This window comes from Corynebacterium lemuris (assembly GCF_024919295.1).
Lineage (GTDB): Bacteria > Actinomycetota > Actinomycetes > Mycobacteriales > Mycobacteriaceae > Corynebacterium > Corynebacterium lemuris.
On record NZ_JANWTC010000019.1, the window covers coordinates 1 to 23,819 of the forward strand.

17 protein-coding genes are annotated in these 23,819 nt (G+C 58.0%); 12 read left to right on the forward strand and 5 right to left on the reverse strand.

Annotated features, from left to right (window positions below; translation table 11 throughout):
* Positions 1–326 precede the first annotated feature (326 nt).
* Positions 327–920, forward strand: coding sequence for a hypothetical protein (locus NYP18_RS14215; protein ID WP_259428854.1), 594 nt, complete (start codon positions 327–329; stop codon positions 918–920).
* Positions 921–1,540: 620 nt separating this feature from the next.
* Here the strand turns inward: NYP18_RS14215 and NYP18_RS14220 are convergent.
* Entirely contained in the window at positions 1,541–2,065 is a 525-nt protein-coding gene (locus NYP18_RS14220) for a hypothetical protein (RefSeq protein WP_259428855.1), read from the reverse strand.
* A 251-nt stretch (positions 2,066–2,316) separates the two neighbouring features.
* Positions 2,317–3,249, reverse strand: a complete 933-nt coding sequence (locus tag NYP18_RS14225) for a LysR family transcriptional regulator (RefSeq protein ID WP_259428856.1) — start codon at positions 3,247–3,249, stop codon at positions 2,317–2,319.
* Positions 3,250–3,355: 106 nt separating this feature from the next.
* Here NYP18_RS14225 and mdlC point away from each other — a divergent pair, with 106 nt between their 5' ends.
* The 3 genes from mdlC to NYP18_RS14240 all read left to right on the forward strand — a co-directional run bounded on the left by mdlC (position 3,356) and on the right by NYP18_RS14240 (position 7,898).
* A complete protein-coding gene (gene mdlC, locus NYP18_RS14230; protein ID WP_259428857.1) occupies positions 3,356–4,993 on the forward strand; it encodes a benzoylformate decarboxylase in 1,638 nt (545 codons plus the stop codon).
* Positions 4,994–5,019: 26 nt separating this feature from the next.
* The gene (locus tag NYP18_RS14235; RefSeq protein ID WP_259428858.1) at positions 5,020–6,369 is read left to right on the forward strand and encodes an MFS transporter; all 1,350 of its coding nucleotides are present in this window, start codon (positions 5,020–5,022) and stop codon (positions 6,367–6,369) included.
* A 77-nt stretch (positions 6,370–6,446) separates the two neighbouring features.
* Positions 6,447–7,898, forward strand: a complete 1,452-nt coding sequence (locus NYP18_RS14240; protein WP_259428860.1) for an aldehyde dehydrogenase — start codon at positions 6,447–6,449, stop codon at positions 7,896–7,898.
* Between the two features lie 132 nt (positions 7,899–8,030).
* Here NYP18_RS14240 and NYP18_RS14245 read toward each other — a convergent pair whose 3' ends face one another.
* From NYP18_RS14245 to NYP18_RS14255, 3 genes are all read right to left on the reverse strand, one after another.
* A complete protein-coding gene (locus NYP18_RS14245) occupies positions 8,031–11,537 on the reverse strand; it encodes a DEAD/DEAH box helicase (RefSeq protein WP_259428861.1) in 3,507 nt (1,168 codons plus the stop codon).
* Positions 11,522–12,247: a hypothetical protein gene (locus NYP18_RS14250; RefSeq protein WP_259428862.1), complete on the reverse strand. Its 726-nt coding sequence runs from the start codon at positions 12,245–12,247 to the stop codon at positions 11,522–11,524. Before NYP18_RS14250 ends, NYP18_RS14245 begins: the two co-directional genes overlap by 16 nt.
* A gap of 267 nt (positions 12,248–12,514) precedes the next feature.
* A complete protein-coding gene (locus NYP18_RS14255; RefSeq protein ID WP_439648105.1) occupies positions 12,515–13,015 on the reverse strand; it encodes a ribonuclease domain-containing protein in 501 nt (166 codons plus the stop codon).
* Between the two features lie 63 nt (positions 13,016–13,078).
* On the opposite strand from NYP18_RS14255, the gene dnaG reads away from it, so the two are divergent.
* The 8 genes from dnaG to NYP18_RS14295 all read left to right on the forward strand — a co-directional run bounded on the left by dnaG (position 13,079) and on the right by NYP18_RS14295 (position 23,798).
* Positions 13,079–14,989, forward strand: coding sequence for a DNA primase (gene dnaG, locus NYP18_RS14260; protein WP_259428863.1), 1,911 nt, complete (start codon positions 13,079–13,081; stop codon positions 14,987–14,989).
* A gap of 360 nt (positions 14,990–15,349) precedes the next feature.
* Entirely contained in the window at positions 15,350–16,804 is a 1,455-nt protein-coding gene (locus NYP18_RS14265) for a tyrosine-protein kinase domain-containing protein (RefSeq protein ID WP_259428864.1), read from the forward strand.
* Entirely contained in the window at positions 16,794–17,402 is a 609-nt protein-coding gene (locus NYP18_RS14270) for an arsenate reductase/protein-tyrosine-phosphatase family protein (protein WP_259428865.1), read from the forward strand. Before NYP18_RS14265 ends, NYP18_RS14270 begins: the two co-directional genes overlap by 11 nt.
* Positions 17,403–18,393: 991 nt before the next feature.
* Positions 18,394–20,172, forward strand: a complete 1,779-nt coding sequence (locus NYP18_RS14275; protein ID WP_259428866.1) for a nucleoside-diphosphate sugar epimerase/dehydratase — start codon at positions 18,394–18,396, stop codon at positions 20,170–20,172.
* Complete coding sequence (locus NYP18_RS14280; protein ID WP_259428867.1) at positions 20,169–21,326, forward strand: DegT/DnrJ/EryC1/StrS family aminotransferase; 1,158 nt, start codon at positions 20,169–20,171, stop codon at positions 21,324–21,326. The genes NYP18_RS14275 and NYP18_RS14280 overlap by 4 nt, the downstream gene beginning before the upstream one ends.
* On the forward strand, positions 21,316–21,948 hold the full coding sequence (locus NYP18_RS14285) for a sugar transferase (protein WP_259428868.1): 633 nt from the start codon (positions 21,316–21,318) through the stop codon (positions 21,946–21,948). The genes NYP18_RS14280 and NYP18_RS14285 overlap by 11 nt, the downstream gene beginning before the upstream one ends.
* Positions 21,938–22,597, forward strand: a complete 660-nt coding sequence (locus NYP18_RS14290) for an acetyltransferase (protein ID WP_259428869.1) — start codon at positions 21,938–21,940, stop codon at positions 22,595–22,597. Before NYP18_RS14285 ends, NYP18_RS14290 begins: the two co-directional genes overlap by 11 nt.
* Complete coding sequence (locus NYP18_RS14295) at positions 22,590–23,798, forward strand: glycosyltransferase family 4 protein (protein ID WP_259428870.1); 1,209 nt, start codon at positions 22,590–22,592, stop codon at positions 23,796–23,798. Before NYP18_RS14290 ends, NYP18_RS14295 begins: the two co-directional genes overlap by 8 nt.
* Positions 23,799–23,819 lie beyond the last annotated feature (21 nt).

Below are 23,819 nucleotides of genomic sequence, written 5' to 3' on the forward strand. Positions count from 1 at the left end.
ACCGCCCTACGGCCTGGGCCAACGATTTTCGTAACACTGCCTAGCACACCCCATATGATCTGGCCACGACCCACGAGTTCCACGCCAACCTCCCAAGCACGGCTCGATGTAAGCGGAGGTGTGGGTGGGGTAGGCCAGGCTGTGGGGGTAGGGGAGGGGAGATTCGGATTGCCCGGGTAGAAGCTGAATGCCAGCTGTGCATTAGGCTTGCTGCGGCAATAAAAGCAATCTGGCATCCATCCTCTATCCGGTCGGCCCTCCTTGGAGCCTGGGCGTGAGTGCTGTGGGCGGATATTTGAGTCAGGTATCAAGAAGAAAGCTGGGACATGGTCAAGAAGATGACGGGCCTCGTGGTCGGGCTCGTTCTGGTGGTAGTTCTGGGTGTTGTCGGTTTTGCGGTTCTTTCGCCGAACTCCGTTTTCGGTGTCAGCACGGAATCACGTGACTCAAAGGTCATCACGGCCATTGAGACCCAGGAGCAGGTGGTTCTTCTCAGTGCCAGCACGCAGGGGCTGCATGAAGAATCGTCCCAGGGTTCCTGGTTCGAAAAATGGATCCCCGGCCTCGGGCGTGTGGAGTTCGTGCAGTACAACTACCGGGCCAAGCTCGGAATCGAAGGCGGTGACGTCACGATTGAGCAGACGGGGGACAACCAGTACCTGATCTCTGTCCCCGAGTTCATTTTCATCGGTTATGACAACGTGGAATTCAAGACGGCAGTCAAGAAAAATGGCGTCCTCAGTTGGCTCACCCCGGAAATCGATACCGCAGACACCATCACCAAGATCCTCAGCGATGGCGCGAAGGCAGAACAGATCGACGTGAACCATGACCTGCTCCAGGAGCAAGCGACTGCCTTTTACACGGGAATCATCAACGGAATCGACGACGAGATCGAGCTTGAATTCACATTCCTTTAGGGCGGGAACAGTCTGCCCTGCCAGCGGCTCAAGTTCCTCGATATGCCGGCTCACGAGCAGGTTGATCGGCTCATCGAAGGCGCAGTCGATGGCCTGGATTTCCACCGGCAGGCCCGCGACCAGCCCGGCAGGTACCGTCATCGACGGATGTCCGGTGAGATTGGTGGGCAGCACATTCACCTCCGCCAGCGCTGCGCTGACTCGTGCTTCAGCTGGCGGCGCACCTGCTGCGCCTGCAGGTAGTCCGTCGCGTTGATCAGCTCGCTGACGCGCAGTTGGGCGCACATCCGGGGCGAAGTCCTCCGGACGGCTAGGCAGATTCTGATGGTGGATGGTGCCGGGCTGGGTTCCGAGGGCCGCGCCTGTGGACTCGGACGCGGCAGAGCTGTCTCTCTCACAGGGGATTGATGGGAACCATGGGAGTCAGACATCTGGCCAGAATGTGACCGGGTTGATGCGCGGGAGGGTCCTGTCCGGAGCTCTGGTCCGCGATGGCACAGTCAGAAGCCATTCCTGATCGAGCCGATGCCCATCGTCCGCGGAGGGGTGGGGCGGGAACGACTGCACCCCATCACCGAAACCGGTGATGGGGTGCAGCTCAGTTCAAAGAACCGACAAAACTACTTGCTGGAGCTGGAGGCCTTGTCCAGGAGCTCCTTGAAGTCGAGCTCGCTGGAGAGCTCGAATTCCTTCTTCGGCTTCTCCTCGGCGAAGTTGATGTTGAAGAGGTAGCTGTTCCAGTTGGAGGTGCGGATGTGCACCTTGTACTCGCCGTACTCCTGGGTGGTGCCGAACTGCTTCTCCGGCTCATCCGGAGCGGTGATCTCCAGGACCGGCAGGCCCTCGTCGTTGACGCTGCGCTTGACGTCCCACAGGGCGCTGGTCTTGCCCGGGGCGATCTCGATGTAGGCGTTGCGGATCTCCACACCCTCGGCGACACGGTCAGCGGTCAGGGTCAGTGTCTCACCGGGGGTGATGTAGGCACCGTCGTGGGACTCGAAGGAGATGTCCTTCAGGCCTTCCTTGAGCTCCTCGTTGGTGACCGGCTCGGTGCCCGGCTCAGCGGCGATGGCCTGCGGGGCGGAGATTGCTGCAAAAGAGAGGGCGATAGCGGCGATGCCGGCAGTAAGCTTGCGGGTCTTCATGTGAAAAACCTTCCTGAAAAGATGGCCCAGAAATCCGGGAGAAAAGACGCTTCCCAGCCCGGGTCTCCAAACATTCAGGAGGCCCTGAGTTGGTACTACTTTCCACCTTAACCATCGCAAAGGATTTCAGCCAAAATTAAGATTTATGAAGGTTTGCCTATTTCAGTGACCAGGTGCATCCCGATCCGCTCCCTAGGCAGAGCCGTGACCGGCGGGATGAGTATCTGGCCGTAGAGCAACGCTGCGCTCTTTTATCGGTGCTGGAAAGCCTCGAGGTCGGGGCTGGGAGGCATATCCTCCATGGCTTCCTTGACCATGCCGATGAACCATTTCTGTGCCGGGGTGCGACGTCGTTTCACCCGCGACAGCAGTGACACCTCGAGGGGTTCGGTCTCCATGGGGATCGGTAGCACCTGTACTCGACCTGCCCACCCCATGACATCAATCACGGCGGCGGGGATGATGCCGAGGAGGTCGGAGCGCATCACCACGCCGGGAACTGAGGTGAGCCGGGCGCCCATTACTCCGGTCTGGATCCGCCATCCCGCTTTCAGGAGCAGATTCTCGGGACCGTCATGGCCCAGGGATGACTGGATCCGCATGAAGCGTTCAGTACTCATCTGTTCGAGACTGATCGAGCCCTGAATTCGGGGGTGGTCGATGCTTGCGACGACCACATAGACATCTCGGTAGATGACGGCGCGTTCCACATCGTCGGAGTAGAAGTGGGGCGTCTGGACTGCGGCATCAATTTCTCCAGAGGCCAGCTTATCGGGAACTTTAGCCACATCCAGCGATTCAATCCTCAGCTGCGCCAGGGGAGCCTGCTGCTCAAAGAGGGACTGGATGAAAGGGAGGAAGACTGCCTCTCCGATATCCGAGAGCATCAGCCGGAACTCGGATTTCGAGGTGGCCGGATCGAAACCGCTGCCGGAGATCTCGGTGCCTTCGATCAGGTCAAGTGCAGCCCGTAGGTCCGGGTACACCTTCTGGGCGCGTGGGGTGGGGTGGAGGAGGCCACGGTCACGGTAGAAAAGCTGGTCATTGAAGGCCTTGCGTAACTGCTTGAGGGAGTAGCTCACCGTCGGTTGCGTCAGGTGGAGCTCATCGGCGGCCCTGCTGATTCCCTGATGCTCATAGATGAGGCAGAAGGTCCGGATGAGGTTGAGGTTCACGTCTTTCATCTGTGTGTATTGAATCCTTCTATCTAAAACTGAAAAACTTCTATTGGACCTATTGTGACATGGAACATAGGTTAACTTCCATCCCGATCAACAGGAGGAAGTAGACATGAAAACCCAGGAACACACAGCGGAAGCCCCGACCAAGATCGAGTCCACCCGAACGGTCCGCTCGCTTGTCCATGACCTCATGCTCAAGCACGGAATGTTCCGCATTTTCGGGAACCCCGGCTCCAACGAGCTGCCTTTCCTCTCCGACCTTCCAAAGGAAATCGAGTACGTTCTCGGCCTCCACGAGCAGGTGGTGGTCGGGATGGCCGACGGTTTCGCCCAGGCTTCCGGTGAGCCGGCCTTCGTCAACCTGCATGCTGCATCCGGTACCGGGAACGCCATGGGGGCGCTCACCAACGCCTTCTACTCCCGGACTCCGCTGGTGGTCACCGCCGGCCAGCAGGTACGCGAGACCATCGGCATGCACTCCTTCCTCTCGAATGTCGACGCCGCCCAGCTGACCAAGCCGCTGACCAAGTGGAGCTGCGAGCCGGCCTCCGCATCCGATGTACCGCGCAGCTTCAACGAAGCGGTCGTGCAGGCACAGGCCAGCGCCCCCGGTCCGGTCTACCTCTCCATTCCCTACGACGACTGGGACCATGAGGCCAGCCCCAACGATGAGCTGCTTCTCCGCCGTTCCTACAGCGAGGAGCAGGAGCTGTCGGCCTCTGCAGTCGGACGCCTGGCCGAGACCATCGCCGGAGCCGGCCGGATAGCCCTCATCCTGGGCTCCGCAGTCGACACCGTCGGCGCCAATGAATCAGCGGTCGCCTTGGCGGAGAACACCGGAGCCGATGTCTACCTCGCTCCCTCGCCCTACCGCCTGCCCTTCCCGAACAAGCACGGCCAATTCCGGGGAGTCCTGCCGGCCTCCATCCACGGCGTCAACACAGCGCTTGCCCCCTACGACCTGGTGCTCGTCATCGGCGCCCCGGTCTTCCGCTACCACCAATACGAACCCGACCAGTACCTGGACACGGACATCGAATTCATCCACATCACCGATGATGCGGACGAAGCCGCCCGCGCACCCTTCGGCACGGCGATCGTCACCGGCATCAGGCGAGCCGTGGAGCTCCTCGCGGAGGCAGTCGAACCGAAGGAGGGCCTGGCACCGCTGGCCCGGCAGGATTTCCCGGACACGGAAGCACCGGTGGACGGGATCTTCGACCCGGCACGGGTCTTCTCCCTGCTACGGGAGAACGCCCCGGCAGACACCGCCTACGTCGTGGAGTCCACCTCCACCAACTCCGCCTTCTGGTCCCAGATGGACCTGCAGGACCCGAGCTCCTACTTCTGGCCGGCCTCCGGCGGACTGGGCTTCGGCATGCCGGCCACGGTCGGCGTCCAGATGGGCCTGCCCGACCGCCAGGTCATCGGCATCATCGGCGACGGCTCCGCCAACTACGGCATCACCGCCCTGTGGACGGCCGCGCAGTACGACATCCCGGTGGTCTTCATCGTCCTGAAGAACGGTACCTACGGAGCCCTGCGCTGGTTCTCCGACCTGCTGGGCACCCCGGACGCGCCGGGCATGGACGTCCCCGACATCGACTTCCTCTCGCTTGCCCGCGGTTACGGCGTGACCGCCAGCACCGTCGACAGCGACGACAGCTTCCGGGAAACCCTCGCCGCCGCGATCGACTCCCGCAAGCCCCATCTCATCGAGATCAACACCAGTCTCACCCAGCCCTAGATTTACTTCAGAGCAAGGAAATGATGATGACCAACCTTCGCACGGAGGCCCCGCCCGGGACCACCACCCAGACCATCTCTGTTGCACGAGTAGTCAACCAGGCGCAGATCACTCCCTTCCACAAGCGGGTATTCGCTCTCTGCACCCTGCTGATGATCGTCGACGGCTATGACATGATCTCCTACGGCTCGGTCGTCCAGACCCTCATGGTCGAGTGGGAGATGTCGCCGCAGCAGGGAGGCTATCTCGGCGCAGCCGCCCTGATCGGCATGCTCATCGGCGGCATATTCGTGGCTCCGCTGGCGGACCGCTTCGGTCGCAAGAATCTGTTGCTGGGCTGCCTGACCGCCTCCGCGCTCGCATCCCTGGGATGCGCGCTGTCCTTCAACTTCGAGACTCTCTTCGCTGCACGCACCCTCGTGGGTGTGGCCCTGGGCGCCATGGTCCCCAACTTCGTGGCCATGACAGGGGAGTTCGCCCCGCAGCGGATCCGCTCCTTCGCGGTGTGTTTCGTCTGCAGTGTCTACTCCATCGGTGGCATCATCGCCGGGCTGCTCGGCATGTTCCTCATCCCGAGTTTCGGCTGGAACAGCGTCTTCTGGGTGTCCGTTTCCTTCATCGTCCTGGCACCGGTGGTCTGGAAGTTCCTGCCTGAATCACCGATGTTCCTGTCCAAGCTGCCGGCCCGCCGTACCGAGTTCGAGTACATCATCAGCCGCATCTCCCCGGACACCGATCCCACCCGGGTGGTTGCTGTTGAGCAGCCCAAGGAACAGTCGGCCCCCATCGTGGAGATTTTCCGTAAGGGCAACGGACTCAACACGCTCCTCATCTGGGTTGTCTTCCTCATGACCATGCTGCTGAGCTACGGCCTCAACACCTGGCTGCCCACCTTGATGAGTTCGGCCGGATACTCCCTGGGAAGTGGCCTGTTCAACCTGGTCGTCCTCAACATCGGTGGCTTCATCGGGGCCGTCCTCGGTGGCTGGCTGGCTGACCGCTTCAAGATCAAGACCGTCATCCTCTCCTACTTTGTCATCGCCACCATCTCGCTCGCCTCCCTGGCTCTCACCCAGAACGACGTCATCGTCAATATCCTGCTCATGCTCGCCGGCGCGACGACAGTCGGAACCCTCTCCGTCATCCACGCCCTGGCTGCGGACTACTACCCCTCCGCCATCCGCTCCACCGGCATCGGTTGGGCAGCTGGAATCGGAAGGATCGGCGCCATCGCCGGACCGGTCCTGGGTGGCGCCCTGCTGGGACTCGCCCTCCCGTTCTCCCAGAACTTCCTCGCCGTCGCTGTACCCGGCATCATCGGCGCCCTCGCCATGCTCTTCGTCAACATGTCCAAGGCATCCAAGGAAGGCCACTGACACCTTCCGCACCGCGCCAATCTCAGCTCCGATCCCCACTAATCTTCCGCTTGCTACACCTCTGAAAGGCCAGAAACATGCAGACCCAGCTCCTCATCGACAACGAGTCCCGCCCCTCCTCCGACAACCAGAACTTCATCTGGACGGACCCGGTGAGCGGTGCTCCCGTCACGACCAGCGCCGCCGGCACCGTCGAGGACGCTCTCGACGCCGTGGACTCCGCCGAACGTGCACTGGCCAGCTGGTCCAAGGTCGGCCCAAGCCAGCGCCGTGACATCCTCCTCAAGGCAGCCGACCTCCTGGAGGCCCGCGCCGATGAATTCACGGAGGTGATGGTTTCCGAGGTCGCCGCCAACGAGGGTTGGGCGAGGTTCAACGTCTTCCTCACCACCCAGTGTCTGCGTCAGGCCGCTGCTCTGACCAGCCGGATCAACGGCGAGACCCTCCCCACGGATCGACCCGGCGTCTTCTCCATGACCGTGCGGCAGCCGGTGGGTGTGGTGCTCAGCATGGCGCCGTGGAATGCTCCCGGTGTCCTGGGGATGCGTTCTCTGGCCTACCCGCTGGCCTGCGGAAACACGGTGGTTTTCCGTGCTTCGGAGGCCAGCCCCCGTACCCACCAGATCCTGGTGGAGGTCCTCCACGATGCGGGTCTGCCCGCCGGCGTGCTCAACTTCCTGACGCATGACCCGGCGGATGCTGATGCCGTCGTCGAGGCGATGATCGCCCACCCTGCTGTCCGGCGGGTGAACTTCACCGGCTCCACCCACGTGGGCCGCATCATCGCTGAGAAGTGCGGCCGCCACCTGAAGAAGCCGCTTCTCGAGCTCGGCGGCAAGGCCCCCTTCGTCGTCCTCGACGATGCGGACATCAACGGCGCGGTGAACGCCGCGATCTTCGGCTCCTTCATGTTCCAGGGCCAGATCTGCATGAGCACCGAGCGCTTCGTTGTCGACGAGACAGTCGCGGATGAGTTCGTGAGCAAGTTCGCTGAGCGCGCCAGCAAGCTCAAGCACGGCGTGCCCGCCCTCGACCCCTCGGTGGTTGTGGGGCCGATGTTCAAGGAGGCCTCGGGTACCCGGATCAATGAGCTTATTAGCGACGCGGTGGCCAAGGGCGCCACCATCGTGGCCGGCGGCAGAGCCGACGGCGCCATGCTGCCTCCCACTATCCTGGACCATGTCACTCCAGGCATGGCCATCTACGACCAGGAGACCTTTGGCCCTGTCACCACCATCGTGCGGGTCTCGGGTGCCGACGAGGCCGTGGCCACCGCCAACGACACCGAATACGGACTGGCGGCCGCAGTCCACGGTGGCGACGTCAAGCGGGCGATGGATGTTGCCCTGCAGATCGAGGCCGGCCACGTCCACGTCAACGGAGCAACGGTGCAGAATGACGCCAACGCAGCTTTCGGCGGCATGAAGTCCAGCGGCTACGGGAAGTTTGACGGCGAGGCTGTGATCGACGAGTTCACTGAACTCAAGTGGATGACCATCGAATCCCCCGATCAGCAGTACCCGATCTAAACGGTAAAACACCGGGGTAGGGGAGCGGTGCTCCTCACCACCCGGGAGTTCTATTTTCTGGGTTTCAGTGAAAGAATGTTAAGAGAAATTCATTTCAACTAATCAATTGCGGATCTCGATTATCGGTCTAAATTAGCTATCTGTCATTATGCGTCGCATCATTAATGTAGTAGATCTAAGAGTGAATTCGATCAATAGCCCGCTATTTAGGGCTGCGGCGACACCTGCATGGTCGGTAGCTACGACGAACCCAATAATCGACTGGCTCGTAGTTGAAACATGGATTTCATTCTCTTCCTGTGAAATAGTTAGCGACACGGGGATAGGGTCTATGGTCGATAATTCCTCGTGAATATGGCTAATCAGCTGAATTCGAGCACTGGAATATCCGCTGTCCATTATCTCAGCTAGTTGATGTTTTTCCTTATTTTGTGCGAACTGGAGGAGATCCGGTATGTCCATGGCGCTCGCGCCAAGATCCTCTTGCCATTGGTGAGTCCGATTTGTGTTCAAATATTCCTGTAAGCCTCCATCGTCTAAAGCTCGGGATGCTGCAAATTGGCCCATTGTTTGCGCCAATCTCCGGGACTTTATGTCGCTCGCGAGTAAACGTATAGCAAAAGTAGTGTTAACGCCGTATCGGATATGGGCGGAAGTGCTCATGCATAACGTTCGGAGGCTAAATCGAGATAGTAAAATTTCGTTTGTTTGGTTAACGACGAGTCCCACTATCCAAGATAAGTAGTGCTGCATTCCTTCACTAATTGCATCTACCATTTGTTCGAGTCGAAATTCTGGATCTTTTACATCAGAAAGATATGTGTTGGCAAGCTCGGCAAGCTCAAGGCCTGCGACCCAGTCTCGAATTACCTTGGCAGGGTCAACCTCTAGAAAATCACCCCTCGGAGAAGTGCGGAAATTCCAGCATTTACCTCGCTCAGGTAATTGAAGTAGCTTGGCGAATACGTCCTGGGCACTAAGGAAGCTAAGCGTTTCATCAAATGTAAGCTCGCCAACGCCATCGATTAATTCTACTTGCTCTGCTAGGGATAGGGAGAGCGCTTCGATCGCTGCTGCCGACTTTAGGCTAGTCCCTGCCTGTGCCCAGCGACGGCGGGATATTGAGGAAGTCTGGTCGTAACATTCAACGACGTGATCGGCCAGCTTCAGCCATCTTTCCTGTAAATCTGGGGCTAGCTGGGTAAATGCAAACAAACGAGTTACAATATCTCGCCACGTACGGGTGTTGCTGAGCGCTGGGATCTCTTCCAGCATGTGTAAGACGAACCAAACGTAATTTACGAAGCCTCCGGTAGCATTATCTGGAGGTATTTGCAGAATCGCGTCTTCTGTATTCGCTATCAGAACTTCTGCCTCAGAGAGTGCAGTGAGGGCATCGTCCTGAGTCAGGCTGGAATGTACCTCTAGCTCACTAGGCGAAGGTTTCAGCCGATCAAAGTCAGAACTCTGTAGGGATTTCTGCAGTGCGAGAACGATCCACCCCTCTGACTCTTTACCTGCCCGCCCAGCACGGCCGACAGCATTTAGTAGCTGAGCTGCAGACATTCGCTGGCTAGGGTCTTGTCCACTGTACTCACTGGTTGCGATCACGACTGTCCGGACGGGTAAGTTGACTCCATCGGTAAGGGTGCTTGTAGCGACTACAGCCTTGATCAACTCGTTGCGAATAGCGTCTTCGATTGCTTCTTGTACCTCCGCGGGTAACCCGGCGTGGTGGTAAGCTACTCCTTTGCGGACGCAAGCAACCAGAGGATGGTTTTTCCCAAGCTGCGCGGCTAGGAAATTAGCTAGGTTTTGCGAGCGTGGATTATTTTTAAGGTCAGCGGCTATCTCTTGAGCTGCATTGCGTGCAATGGAGCGGCGGGAAACTACCATTAATAAGCTTCCGGCTTGAAGTAATAACGCAGCTGTTTTCGCCGTAATTGCATAGTTGGAGGTTGTGCCATTCTTCCCATTTATGCGCTTATTATTGGTACCGATCACTAGCTTTCCTATGGGTGAATCATTACTTGTTACTAGGTATTGTTCAGTTTCCTTCGTCGGGCGCACCATGAGACGGGCACGCAGGTCATATTGGATCTTCTCTTTTGACCGAGGACCGCTGGGAATAATGGTTCGACTTTCGTCGATTTTTTCTGAGGTAGTGATAATGTGCAATCGACGTGGTGCGCGCCATTCGTCGGTAAAAAGTACCTCGCCTTTTCCGTTCGAGGTCCATGCTGCTAGGTGGGCAGCGTTGCCAATTACTCCCGAAAAGAGGATCAACCTCGCTCCGCTTGCATCTAGTAGCGTCAGTAAACCTTCAAGAAGCAAGCCACGGCCTCCTCGCTGGGCGATGAGATGGGCTTCATCAATAATGAAGAGGCTAAAACGACTTAGAACATCTTGAGGTGATTGTCTCAGCGCGTTCATCAGACGTTCAGGTGTCATGATTTCCACCTGGTCTGATTCGGCGGAGGAGCCGTCAGCGTTCTCAAAACCCATACTCATTGGATTGTTTAGTCCGACGCTATCGGGAAAAACAGATCCAAGTCGTCGACCTAAATAGCTCAACCGAAGCAAAAGCGACTGACGCATCTCTCGACCAAGACTGCGGAGTGGAGTCACATAGCAAACTCCTCGGTTCGTTTGTACTGCATGCGTACAAATGATCAATTGAGCGAGAAGTGTCTTCCCAGCACTAGTCGGTACCGAAACAAGGAGTTTCGAGGTCGATTGTTTTAGAGGGCTCATTGTGGGATGAGCAGCCAGACTACGCTGTGGCGGCCAGAGTGTTAGGATGGGCTGATCACTAAGGGTGAAAGCCTGCTTCACGGCTAAGGGAACATCTGGGGGCAGGACAGCCCAGAGGCTGCTTTTCCTAAAACCATCTGCAGCAGATAGAAGATGTCCTGCGACCCAGCGGGTAGTTAGATCACTAAGACCGACCTCGGCGCGGACAACTTTAAGTAAGTGCTCACGTGCATCTTCGAGAGCTACGGTGCTACCTTCACGTAAATACCGGCCTAGTTCCTCGATACCGTGTAGGAGTCGCTGAGTTGACCCAAACATTGTCCCATCAAGGTTGGCGAGTTGAGCAGCTCGGGTGAGAGCGATGGTGGCCTCTCTCCAAGTGTGTAGATGCTGGTTGAGGGCTCGCGTATCAAAACTAAGGAAGAGGATTCCGGCCTGCAGTGCCAAGTCGGGACCTTCTGTTAACTTGGCTGGTGCGGTCAGGAAGGGGGCAATTTTGCGAAAGATAGCCCCTGCATTCGGGCTTTCGTCCGCTCTGTGGTATCCGACCTGTGCCGCGAAGGCAGTTGCTAGCTGAATTCTTTTTGGTTCTGATTGATTTTCCAGAAGAAGATCAAGAACATGGGCACTGACGGCGAAAGCTCGGCGACGTTGCTCGACTGAGTATGGAGAAGCTTCAGATGTTGAGGCAATACCGTGTAAGTACCAAGCAGAATTTCGTAGGGGAGAGACATTAGTACGAAAACCGTCCTCAGTGAGTCCTCGTACAAGCTCGATCTCTAGCTGGGCAATGAGGGCAATGAACTCCTCGAGTGTCGGTAGTTCACCAAGTGGTAATCCGCCGAAAGCTCTAGTTATATTCTCCGGAGCTAGAGAGCGGTCCATAGGTACTCCCTCACCATGTCAGCAAGCTCGACATAACAGTTAATACTGGACGCAAGACCTCGAAGCTGGCCAGGTTTATCAAATGAAGACAAAGTATTTGACATCTTCTGGAACGGTAGAACGGGTAATGGTTGGTGGGTCGTAAGAACCACGCCAACTCCGATGGTTTGATCGCTTTTCACCCAAGAGGCAGGAAGGCTATTAACTAAAGATAGCACCTCCTGGGAGGTGTCAGCTGAAGTTTGTTTGAAAGTGCCTACAATCATGGCCACATACCGCAGACCCTGTGAATCTAATTGCTTATAGGCAGTATTCAGGCTACTGGATAGTGAACTTGCTCCCGTATTTTTCTTACTTTCCCAAAGCCGGAATCGAAGCTCACCTGTCGAGATTTCATAGATTGAGAAGCCATCGCTACCTCCGCCTGTAACATCCCCTTTTGGCTCGGGTTGAACTCGAACAGCTGGATTATCTTTAGTTAGAAGGTACCAGAGCCACTCGCCGATATGGCCGTGTACGTGGTCTAGATTTTTGGGAGCACCAGGGGTTCCAAATACTGGTTCGATGAATGATGCAATGACCTCATCAAGTGGTTTAGGAATTTTGGTTCCGGCCAAAGTGTGTTTTCGCCATAAGTCATACAGGTCAGTTGCAGTGCCGAATCGAGCTTGCATAATTGTTTCACTGAGTAGCCAAGCGAGAGCACTCACTTCTTCGGAGGAGAGGTTGTCAGCTATGTGCGCGCTCCACTCACACTTATTTGCTAGCGGAGAACCGTCATGGAAGGTCTGTGGTAGGTAATCATGGACCGTAAGGCGGTTCTGATTGTTTGCGAACGCCACTGATTGCGTGGGCGTTAACCGCTTCAAGTTAGATCTCATCGTTTCGAGCATAATCTGCGGCAGTGTGAGCGCCCATTTGTATGACCATTGTGTCGGGAATGCGGAAACTAGGCACTTTTCGTGGCACCTGCCATCTCACCTCTCCGCGTCCGGAATCTCGCAGAAGGACTCGTAGTGGTCGTCGGAGTAGTACCAGACGTCCGGGTCATCCTCCGTGCCACCGCCGACGACGATGCGCTTGGTGCCGCGGTGGGGTAGTCCGGGGGTGTCCACGGTGAAGCTGCGGTAGTAGCTGTTGTTCTCGTCCGGCAGCACACCCTCGTAGTTGCCGAAGTGTCCGCCGTCCTCACCCGGATAGGCGTAAGGGCCACCGGAGAGGATGTCGTCAATGACGGGATCGGCTTCGGTGGGCAGGGTGTCCACCGAGCAGACCTCCAAACTCGAAACTCCAACGGCGTCAGCTGCCTCAACATTCTTCGTGTCCTCAGATACCAGCGCCGACTGCTCCTCAGTGGCACCGGACCCGGCCCCCGCCTGATCATCCGACGTGAGATCGACACCCGCCCATGTGCCAACGGCAGCAAGCGCAAGGGCGGCGATGATCGCCAGGACAGAGTTCCTCTTCGGTGCGGCCATGCCTGCCATCATCCCAAACAGACACCCCTACGGAGTATTTGACCCCGCAGGTACCCTGAACTCATGGCTAAGGGGCGTATTCCGGACAGTGACATCCAGGCGATCCGTGAGCGCGCGCCGATCGAGGAGATCGTCGGCGAGTATGTCCAGCTGAAGCCGGGCGGGCATGATTCGCTCAAGGGACTGAGCCCGTTCAAGGATGAGCGCACCCCGTCCTTCCACGTCCGCCCGAACCGCGGTTATTTCCACTGTTTCTCCTCCGGCAAGGGCGGGGACGTGTTCACCTTCCTTATGGAGATGGAGCACATCTCCTTCCCGGAGGCCGTGGAGTCGGTGGCACAGACCATCGGCTACACCATCAACTACCAGGGCGGCACCACGGGCGCGCGCCGGGAGGAGCCGGGCACCCGCAAACGTCTCATCGACGCGAACAAGGCGGCGCATCAGTTCTACCGTGAACAGCTGGAAACCCCGCAGGCGCAGAAAGCGCGTGAATTTCTCCTCGACCGTGGTTTCTCCCAGGAGCACATCTACGCCTTCGAATGCGGTTATGCCCCGGAGGGTTGGGACACACTGACGAAAGTCTTGCTGCGGAAAGGTTTCGATTTCAAGGAGCTGGAGGCCGCCGGACTGTCCACGATGGGGCGGCGCGGCCCGATCGACCGTTTCCACCGGCGGCTGCTGTGGCCCATCAAGGATCTCTCGGGCAATGTCATCGGTTTCGGAGCCCGCAAGCTTTTCGAGGACGACAAGCTCGGCAAATACATGAACACCCCCGACACCATGCTCTACCACAAGTCGAAGGTGCTCTTCGGCCTGGATGTGGCGAAGAAGCACGTTGCCGCCGGCCATCAGGCGGTGGTGGTGGAGGGCTACACGGATGTCATGGCCATGCACGCCGCCGGGGTCACCACCGCGGTCGCGTCCTGTGGCACGGCCTTCGGTGAGGAGCACCTGCAGATCCTGCGCCGGCTCATGCTCGATGACAACTACTTCCGTGGTGAGCTGATCTATACCTTCGACGGCGATGAGGCTGGCCAGAAGGCCGCCATGCGCGCCTTCGAGGGGGACCAGAAGTTCACCGGCCAGTCCTTTGTAGCCGTGGCCCCGGCGGGCATGGATCCCTGTGATCTGCGGCTGGAGCGTGGCGACGCCGCCGTCCGCGACCTCATCGCCGACCGCATCCCGATGTTCCAGTTCGTCGTCGAGTCGATGCTCGCCGAGCACAACCTCGACACGGTGGAAGGCCGCCTCCAGGCTTTACGACGCACCGTCCCTGTCGTCGCCGGCATCAAGGATCCGGTCCTCCAGTCGGAGTACGCCCGTCAGCTCGCCGGCTGGGTCGGTTGGGCGAACACGGAGGAAGTCCTCCAGCAGGTCCGCGCCGAGGCCCGCCGCCCCAAGCAGGACGGACCGCGCCGGGCCCGCCGTTTCGAGAACACAGAATCCACCCCGGTTCAGGATGCACCGGCCTTCGATCTGCCCAACCCGCGGGATCCCTACCTGTGGCCCCAGCGCGAGTCGCTGAAGATCGCCCTGCAGTACCCGGAGCTCGCCGGCACCTACTTCGACGGCCTGAGCCCGGAGGCCTTCACCCACCCCGCCTACCGGACCGCCCGCGAGGCGATCCGTGCAGTCGGAGGTCTGGCGGTTGCCCACAGCGGTGTCGACTGGATCGCCACCGTGGCGGGGGAGATGACCGACCTGCTGGGCCGCAACCTCGTCTCGGAGCTTGCGGTGGAGGAGATCCCCATGGAGATGACCAATCTGCCGGCCTACGCTGATTCGGTTCTCTCTCGGCTGCAGGAGGCGGAGGTAGGCAACCAGATCGCGCAGTTGAAGAGTCAGCTGCAGCGGATGCGCCCCTCCGATGATGAGCAGGCCTATAACACCTTGTTTGCTGATCTGGTGGCGCTTGAGCAGGCCCGGAGGGAGCTCAACGACCGGGCTTTCCGGGGGATTCCGGCCGAATAAAGAGCCGTGATCGCAGGGCACGGCCCTCAGTCGGGTGTGGAGTTGGGTCTGTGTGAGGGCACAGGCCCCTGCCTCGTCCGTTATGGTTCCGTGACAAGCTGAGATAGAGTACCAAGGAACCTACCTGCGTGCTGCGGAAACTAAATTTTCCCTCACCTCGCTACCCCCGAAAGGTGTCCTGAGTCATTCGCGTAATTGAATGACTTATAGGGTGCGTTTTGCGACGGTATGGCCATAACCGGACCGTATGGAAATCGTTTGATTTGCCCCCTTAGAGGACGATAAGTATCGCGAGCCTGATGCTTTGTTGTTACTCTCCGTGAGTCCGAAGCCCCCTTATCAAGAAAGATTTTCAACAACATGGAATTGCGCGAGTACGCTGACATTTTGCGAAAAAACTGGGTGCTCGTCGTAATAGTGACCATTCTTGGCCTGGGCGCGGGCGCCGGAGCCTCTCTCCTGGCTACGCCTGAGTACCAGTCCCGCACCCAGCTGTATGTCTCCGTCCGTTCTGACGGCGGGACCACGGGTGAGCTTGTGCAGGGGGCGAACTACTCCCGCCAGATCGTCAACAGCTACGTTGCCGTGGTCAAGACCGGTGTGGTGCTGGACCCGGTGGTCGAGGAGCTGCAGCTTGATATGACCGGAGCGGAGCTGGCTTCTTATGTGAGTGCGGCTTCCCCGGCAGACTCGGCACTGATCAACATCACCGCTATTAGCCCGTCAGCCGAGCAGTCGGCGCTCATTGCCAATGCGGTGGGGGAGAGCTTCCAGGAGGTTGTCCGCACCCAGCTGGAGCCGGAGACGGAAAACGGTGCTAGCCCGGTCAGCCTGACCACCACGCAGAATGCGCTGGTACCTACTTCGCCGATAAGTCCGAACGTGATGATCAATCTGGCGGTGGGACTCCTGGTTGGTCTTGCCGTGGGCTACGGCATTGCGATTCTCCGGACCGTATTGGATCGTCGGATCTATTCCACGCAGGATATTGAGCAGGTCACAGATAAACCGGTTCTGGGCGGGATCATCGATGACCCGGAAGTGGAGAAGAACCGGCTCATCGTCCATTCGCAGCCACACAGCCCCCGTGCTGAGTCTTTCCGTGCCCTGCGGACGAACCTGCAGTTCCTCAACGTCGGTTCCAAGGGACGTGTTTTCGGCATCACGTCCCCCAACCCCAGTGAGAGCAAGTCGACCACCTCCTTGAACCTGGCTTTCGCCCTGGCGCAGACGGGTTCGCGTGTGGCGCTGGTGGAAGGTGATCTTCGTCTTCCCTCGCTCTCCAGATATCTGGAGATCGAGGGTGCTGCCGGCCTCACCGATGTGCTCATCGGCCGGGCAGAGGTGGATGATGTTCTCCAGCGCTGGGGGCAGAACGAATTTTACGTCCTCCCGGCTGGCCGTATCCCCCCGAACCCGAGCGAACTTCTCGGCTCGGAGGAGATGGAACAGCTTCTTCGTTCTCTCAGCGAGCGGTTCGACTACGTAATTGTCGACGCACCCCCGACTCTCGCGGTGACGGATGCCGCCATCCTCGGCAAGATGGCAGCCGGTCTGCTCATGATCATCGCCACTGGTTCAACAACGAAGCAGGACCTGGAAGGTGCCTTAAAGGCGCTTGACACCGCAGGAACCAACGTGTTTGGGGTGGTAGCCACGATGGTCCCCGCCAAGAAGTCTGGCAGTTACAACTACGGCTACGGTGCCTACGGCTACGGACAGAGTGTTACCGCTGACCCTGTCGAAACTAAACCAGAAGTTGAGAAGCCGCGTGTATTCACGGAGGAGGAGTTGAGGAGCGCCCATGCAAAATAGCTTCTCCATTCTGACGGTCTGCACCGGCAACATCTGTCGATCACCGTTAGCGCAACAGCTCCTGGCGGAGCAGTTGTGGGATATTCCCGAGATCAGTGTCAGCTCAGCCGGCACACGTGCTCTGGTAGGTGAACCGATGTTTGACGTCACTCAGCAGGTTGCTCGCTCCTACGGGGTGGAAGACATTGACTCTCATCGTGCGCAGCAGGTGACGGAGAGACTACTCGAATCCTCGGATCTGATCCTGACCATGACTCGGGATCATCGCCGTGCGGTCGTGGAGCTTAGCCCACGTGTCACTCGCCAGGTATTCACCATCCGGGAATTCGCCCGGCTCGCGGAAGTGACAACCGATGAAGCCCTCGCCTCAGCAATTGGTCAGGAGGAAGACTCGCCGATAGCGAGACTCCGGGCAGTCCTCAAGGCAGTCACAAGCGGCCGCAGTCTTCTCTCTCCGTTGGCTGATCCTACGGAGGATGACGTTATCGATCCTTATAAACGGGAAATGGAAGTGCATGAGGCCTCCGCGGAACAACTCACGCCGGCAATCGACGCGGTGGTTTCCCTGGTACGACGGTCTGTGAAAGGCATTGGCTGATGTTTCAAGCTCAAAAAGAGAGGCGGCGTCCGAGAAGGATGCCCCTTTGGGCGGCGATAAGTCTCATCGCGTTGCTCAGCGCAGGAGCGCTTGCTCTGTCCTATGTCGCCCTGACTGGCGTCGGTTCGGACGAACACCCTGGCCTGCCGGTTAATCCTGGGGCTGCGGTATCGAGGGAGAGTGTTTCGCTTGCTCCTTCTCCGCCCGCCGATATCGAGCCTGAGTCCGCTGTTGATCCGGTTGCCGGATCGGCTTCGCAGCGCATGCTGGCGATGGCTGGTGGTACCGCTATGCGAGCAACCGGTGGAACCTGTGAGAACCCCGGCACCGTGGAGATCTCGACAGACGGAGCGCAGAGCTGGAATTCTTCGGAAACGCTCGCAGGGGCGGGCGCGACACAGATCTTGCGTCTGCTACCTACAGATCCCTCCCTGGTTCAGGTAGTGGCATTGGACCGCAACTGCGAACCGCAGGTCTACCGGTCCGCTGATCTCGGCACAACCTGGGAAGGCCCGCTGCCCGTGGTAGGCACCTGGTATTTCAACCCCTCAAATCCCACGCAGGTTGGAACTCCCAACGGGCCTCAGCCCCTGTCCTGTGAAGGCGCGGAGCTTGCTGCCGCAGGAGACCAGGCCGCGGTGCGTTGCCTCGACGGTTCGATTGTCACCACTGTCGATCGTGGGATCACCTGGGTGGAGACTCCGGGAGTAACTGATGCTCTGGCTATCAATTACTCTGCTGCGTCCTATGTAGTGGCTCAGACTGGTGACCAAACATGTGAGGGTGTGGGGCTCGCGAGTCTCACCGATGGTCCGTCTGCGGTACTGGACGGGTGTTTCGAGACCGCTTCTACCGCTGACCCAGAAAATATCGCAATCGCTCAATCAGGTATGTCCACCTTGCTGTGGGTGGGGGATGACCTGGTCACCTCAACAGACGGGGGAAGGACATGGCTCTGATTTCCAGCTCCCGGTTAAATGAAGGAATTTTCATGAAGCTCCCTGTGGGACGAATTCTCTATCTTGTTGACGTCCTCGTCTGGATACTGGCCATACTTGTGGCGGCGCTCCTTCGTTATGAGTTCGCGTTCGCTGAGATTAACTGGTTTGCCTATGCAGGCTTCGTTCTCGGCGCGGCCGCGCTCCAGCTGGTTTTTGGCCTGATCTTTCATCTCTACCGCAAGGGAATGAGATTCCGGGCGGGAGGATTCGAGGACACTCTCTCGGTTTCTCTGGCTGCAGGAGCCGTCGGCAGCGTTCTGTGGATCATCTCCCTCGTCGTGGGTGGCGCGTTGGAGATCTCCCGCGGAGTGATGCTGATAGCGATTCCGGGTGCACTGATCTTGATGCTGGCGGTTCGCTTTATTGCCCGCGTGATTGTCAGACGCTCTCGTAAACCTGGTCCCGATTCAGCGCCAGCACTTATTCTCGGTGGCGGCTATGTGGGAACCAACCTGATCCAGTGGATGATGGCGGACCCCTCGTCGCCGTATCGCCCCGTCGGGGTGATTGACGATGACCCCAACCTGGTCAAAAGAAAGATTCGGGACGTCCCGGTCGTCGGAAAGTTCTCTGACATCGAGCCTGCTGCAGAGCGCACCGGAGCTGAGGTTTTGATTGTTGCCATCAGCACCGCTGACGCCGCCCTGTTGCGTAGAGTGCAAGACGTCGCCGACAGAAGTGGGCTCTCTGTCAAGGTCATGCCTCCCATCGGGCACGTGGTCGCCAATGGAATCCACGGCGGGGATCTCCGCGATCTCTCGATCGAGGATCTGCTCGGGCGACAGCCGGTGGAGACAAACGTCTCCGAGATCGCTCAGTATCTGACTCATAAGCGTGTCCTGGTCACTGGAGCCGGCGGTTCCATCGGCGCGCAGCTGTGCACCGAGATTGCCAAGTACGGCCCCGCAGAGCTGATCATGCTCGACCGGGATGAGACGGGCCTGCAGCAGGCGCTCATCAACGTTCACGGCAATGGCCTGCTCGACACCGACGCAGTGGTTCTCGCAGATATCCGCGAGCCTGAGACACTGAAGCAGATTTTCCAGACTCGCCGTCCGGAGGTGGTTTTCCACGCAGCTGCGCTGAAACACCTGCCGATGCTGGAGCAGTACCCGGATGAGGCATGGAAGACCAATGTCCTGGGCACTCTCAACGTTTTGAACGCGGCCCAGGCCGTTGACGTGGAGACCTTCGTCAACATTTCCACCGACAAGGCAGCGAACCCCACGAGTGTGCTCGGCCACTCGAAGCGTGTGGCCGAGAAGCTCACGGGCTGGTTCGGTCAGGAAACTGATAAGAACTATCTTTCCGTGCGCTTCGGCAATGTCATCGGTAGCCGGGGATCGATGCTTCCCACCTTCATTCGTCTAATTGACGAAGACAAGCCACTCACCGTGACCCATCCGGATGTTACCCGCTACTTCATGACCATCCCGGAGGCTTGCCAGCTTGTCCTGCAAGCCGGCGGCATCGGTCGGGCAGGAGAAGTGCTGATCCTCGATATGGGTGAGCCGGTCAGCATCCTGGAGATTGCCAAGCGCATGATCGCGATGTCAGGTAAGAACAGTGAGGTCGTCTTCACGGGGCTTCGCGAAGGCGAGAAGCTGCATGAAGAGCTTGTGGGAGCAGGGGAGCGCGAGGACCGGCCTTTCCACCCGAAGATCTCTCACGCTGACGTGAACATTCTCGCTCCGACGAACTTGGACAAAGACGGTTTCATGGGCAGGATCGGAAAACTCGAATACGCAGAAAAGGAGGCCACCCGATGAGCAACGACAAAATCTATCTCTCTTCCCCGGATGTGACAGACCTCGAGGAAGAAGCGCTGGTGCGTGCCATTCGTTCCGGATGGATCGCACCCCTTGGCCCTGAGGTTGATGCCTTCGAAGCCGAACTCGCTGAATACTGCGGGCGTTCCCGCGCCGTTGCATTGTCCTCGGGCACTGCTGCTCTGCACCTCGGTCTGTTGACACTGGGGGTGGGACCGGGTGACCTGGTGCTCACATCGTCCCTCACCTTCGCCGCCACGGCCAATGCCATCGTGTACACAGGTGCGGAGCCCGTGTTCGTGGATGCCGACGAGAGCGGCAACATGAACCCGGACTTGCTGGAGGAAGCCTTCCAGACGCTTGAAAGTGAAGGACGTAGCGTCAAGGCTGTTGTACCGGTTGATTTGCTGGGCAAGGTTGTCGACCACGAACGTATTGGTGAGATCGCCTCCCGTTATGGTGCCGTGGTGCTTTCGGATGCTGCGGAGTCTCTCGGTGCCACCCGTGACGGTAAGTCGGCAGCTTCCTTTGGCGTAGCAGCGGCGGTCTCCTTTAATGGAAATAAGATCATGACGACCTCTGGTGGCGGGGCCCTACTTACCGACGACGAGGATTTTGCGGACCACGTTCGTTATCTTGCGACCCAGGCTCGGCAGCCTGTGGTTCATTACGAGCACACTGATATTGGTTACAACTACCGGATGTCGAACATTCTCGCCGCGTTGGGCCGCGCTCAGCTATCTCGCCTTGACAGCATGATCGAGAGCCGTCGCCAGCACCGACTTCGTTACCGTGAGATTTTCCAGGATATCGCGGGGGTCAGCATGTTTGGAGAGCCCTCCGGTGTAGATAGCGGTGATACACGTGATAACTTCTGGCTCTCTTCGGTGCTTATCGCGCCGGAGAAGGCGAGCTTCACTGCGGAGGACCTGCGTTCGGCCTTGGCCAACGCAAGTATTGAGGCTCGGCCGCTGTGGAAACCGATGCACCTGCAGCCAGTGTACGCGCATAGCCGCGCATTTTCCGACGGCACTGGTGAAAGGCTGTTCCGTACTGGGCTCTCCCTGCCCAGTGGATCCGTTCTTGATAATGCACAGACCGAACGAATCACGGGAACTATTTCCGAATTCCTGGAGGACCATAATGCAGCATGAACATCGACGTTTTGATGCTCTAAAGCGAGCTTTCGACATTAGCGCTAGCACTATTGGGCTTATCATCACTGCGCCGGTTCAGGTGGGAGTCTCAGCCGTAGTGCTTGCCACTCACGGGAGGCCAGTCCTCTTCCGACAGGAACGCCCTGGTAAACACGGAGAAATCTTCCAACTCGTGAAGTTCCGGACTATGCTCCTTCCCGATGAAAATCACGTCACGGATGAGGAGCGGCTGACCGCAGTCGGGCGTTTCCTCCGCTCTACCAGTCTCGACGAACTACCTACGTTGTGGAATGTCCTTAAGGGAGACATGAGCCTGATTGGACCCCGCCCGCTTCGGGTTAGCTATCTCGACCACTATTCTCCAGAGCAAGCCCGTCGCCACGAAGTACGGCCTGGGGTTACAGGTCTTGCCCAAGTTCAAGGGCGTAATTCGATGTCTTGGGAGAAGCGTTTCAAACTGGACATCGAATATGTTGACAGTCGTAGCTTCGCCTTAGACGTTAAGATTCTCATTCAAACGGTTAGTACCGTCCTTCGGAGAGAAGGCATCAATCGAGAAGGTCACGCCACTATGCCCTCGTTCACGGGCTCTATCAAGAACGGAGAAAATGGTGGATGAGATTAATCGGGTTGTGGTGGTCGGGGCTGCTGGCTTTGGTAGAGAGAGCCTTGATGTTCTCGAAGCCATGCAGGCAGGCGGAGCTGATCTCGAAATGATGGGTGTAATCGACGACAATCCATCTGAAGTGAATTTGAACCGTTTAGCAGCCCGAGGAGTGCCGTACTTGGGTACAGTAGATAATTGGTTGTCCTCGAGTCCCTCAAACATCGGTTTTGTGTTAGGCGTAGGAAACCCCTCCGTGCGTCGGCGGCTAGCTCAGCGTCTCGAAAATGCGGGATTTTCGCCATTTTCCGCCGTTCATCCGAAGTCTGTTATCGGAAGCGAGTCGAAGTTATCGGCTGGTGTGGTGATTTGTGCTGGCGCAGTGATCGATACGAATGTTCAGCTGGGAAGTCACGTACACATAAATAAGAACGTCACTATTGGGCACGATGTTTCTGTAGGTGATTTTGTGTCGGTCAATCCCGCGGCTGTCATTGCAGGTGAGGTTCGGATCCAAGACGACGTGCTAGTTGGGGCCACTGCGACGGTCCTTCAAAACCTGACCGTCGGCGAGCGAACAATCGTGGGCGCTGCAGCGCTCGTGACCAAGGATGTTCCGAATGACGTAGTAGTCAAGGGTGTACCAGGAGTTTGGAATGCGTAAGGCATTATCAGGACGTGATCGTAAGCTAGTTATCGGTGTCACAGTGGGCGCAAGTGCATTCTCACTCTTACGTGGGCAGCTGGAGTGGTTTAGAGAATCCGGGTGGGACGTCACTCTCGTGTCAACCCCAGATGAAGTTGCTAAGAAAGCTGCCGAAAGGGAGGGGGTTCCCCTTGTCGGGATTCGTATGAACCGCCGGATCTCACCAGTTAAAGATGTCGTGGCATTGAGGAATTGGATTCGTTTATTGAGGACGAGTCGTCCCACTGCAGTGAACGTCGGAACGCCGAAAGCCGCTCTCCTAGGCATGTTGGCAGCTTGGTCAGTCCGAGTACCGCACCGACTTTACGTGGTAAGGGGGCTCCGTTTGGAGGGGACGTCTGGACCACTCAGTTGGCTACTCTGGTGCATGGAAAAGCTGACAATGCAGTTGGCCACAGATGTTCTGTATGTAAGCAGGTCTCTAGCTCAGGAGGCAAGCCGCCGACATCTTTTCTCCGAAAACAAAGCTTGGCTCGTCGGCTCCGGCAGCAGTAACGGTGTCAACGCTCAAGCTATTCTTAGTCGGGTAGAATCCGTAGACCGAACCGTACTCAGAAATGAGTTGGGTTTGGAATCCGGTGATTTCGTAGCGGGATTTGTGGGGCGCGTAACACGGGACAAAGGTGTAGATACCCTCCTAAATGCCCTCCGCGATCCTCGGATAGATAATAATGTCCGCGGTTTGCTGATTGGGAGTATTGAAGATCCCTCACTTGCCGAAGAGATCAAGTCTCTGGGGAGCCGAATTACTTATCTGCCATGGACAGATGATGTGTGGGGGCACCTGCCAGCTATGGATGTCTTGTGTCTCCCAACTTTACGGGAGGGATTCCCCAATGTCGTGCTTGAGGCAGCGGCAGCTGGGGTGCCAACAATCGCTACGCGAGCTACGGGTGCCATAGACTCAGTAGTACCTGGGGTAACAGGGATGTTGATCGAAGTGGGGGATCATCACGCACTGGTGGATCGTTTGAATGAACTTTGCAGCGATCGTTCCTTGGGTTGCCGACTAGGCCGGGCGGCGAGCCAGCGCGTTTTCGAAGAGTACACGCAGGAGCGGATTTGGGAAGGACTTGCAGAAATTCTGACAGCTAACCCCTCTCCCCAGCATGCAATTAGAGCAGTTGAAGAATTGAAGGCGGCGAAGGTGGTTATCTAGTAGGATACGGCGGGCCGCTAA

Coding starts and splice junctions, on each gene's coding strand:
- NYP18_RS14225 (WP_259428856.1), bottom strand. CDS start 3,249: ATGAAAGACGTGAACCTCAACCTCATCCGGACCTTCTGCCTCATCTAT.
- NYP18_RS14245 (WP_259428861.1), bottom strand. CDS start 11,537: ATGGACCGCTCTCTAGCTCCGGAGAATATAACTAGAGCTTTCGGCGGA.
- NYP18_RS14270 (WP_259428865.1), top strand. CDS start 16,794: ATGCAAAATAGCTTCTCCATTCTGACGGTCTGCACCGGCAACATCTGT.
- NYP18_RS14215 (WP_259428854.1), top strand. CDS start 327: ATGGTCAAGAAGATGACGGGCCTCGTGGTCGGGCTCGTTCTGGTGGTA.
- mdlC (WP_259428857.1), top strand. CDS start 3,356: ATGAAAACCCAGGAACACACAGCGGAAGCCCCGACCAAGATCGAGTCC.
- NYP18_RS14235 (WP_259428858.1), top strand. CDS start 5,020: ATGACCAACCTTCGCACGGAGGCCCCGCCCGGGACCACCACCCAGACC.
- NYP18_RS14295 (WP_259428870.1), top strand. CDS start 22,590: ATGCGTAAGGCATTATCAGGACGTGATCGTAAGCTAGTTATCGGTGTC.
- NYP18_RS14280 (WP_259428867.1), top strand. CDS start 20,169: ATGAGCAACGACAAAATCTATCTCTCTTCCCCGGATGTGACAGACCTC.
- NYP18_RS14275 (WP_259428866.1), top strand. CDS start 18,394: ATGAAGCTCCCTGTGGGACGAATTCTCTATCTTGTTGACGTCCTCGTC.
- NYP18_RS14265 (WP_259428864.1), top strand. CDS start 15,350: ATGGAATTGCGCGAGTACGCTGACATTTTGCGAAAAAACTGGGTGCTC.
- dnaG (WP_259428863.1), top strand. CDS start 13,079: ATGGCTAAGGGGCGTATTCCGGACAGTGACATCCAGGCGATCCGTGAG.
- NYP18_RS14240 (WP_259428860.1), top strand. CDS start 6,447: ATGCAGACCCAGCTCCTCATCGACAACGAGTCCCGCCCCTCCTCCGAC.
- NYP18_RS14255 (WP_439648105.1), bottom strand. CDS start 13,015: ATGGCCGCACCGAAGAGGAACTCTGTCCTGGCGATCATCGCCGCCCTT.
- NYP18_RS14290 (WP_259428869.1), top strand. CDS start 21,938: ATGGTGGATGAGATTAATCGGGTTGTGGTGGTCGGGGCTGCTGGCTTT.
- NYP18_RS14285 (WP_259428868.1), top strand. CDS start 21,316: ATGCAGCATGAACATCGACGTTTTGATGCTCTAAAGCGAGCTTTCGAC.
- NYP18_RS14220 (WP_259428855.1), bottom strand. CDS start 2,065: ATGAAGACCCGCAAGCTTACTGCCGGCATCGCCGCTATCGCCCTCTCT.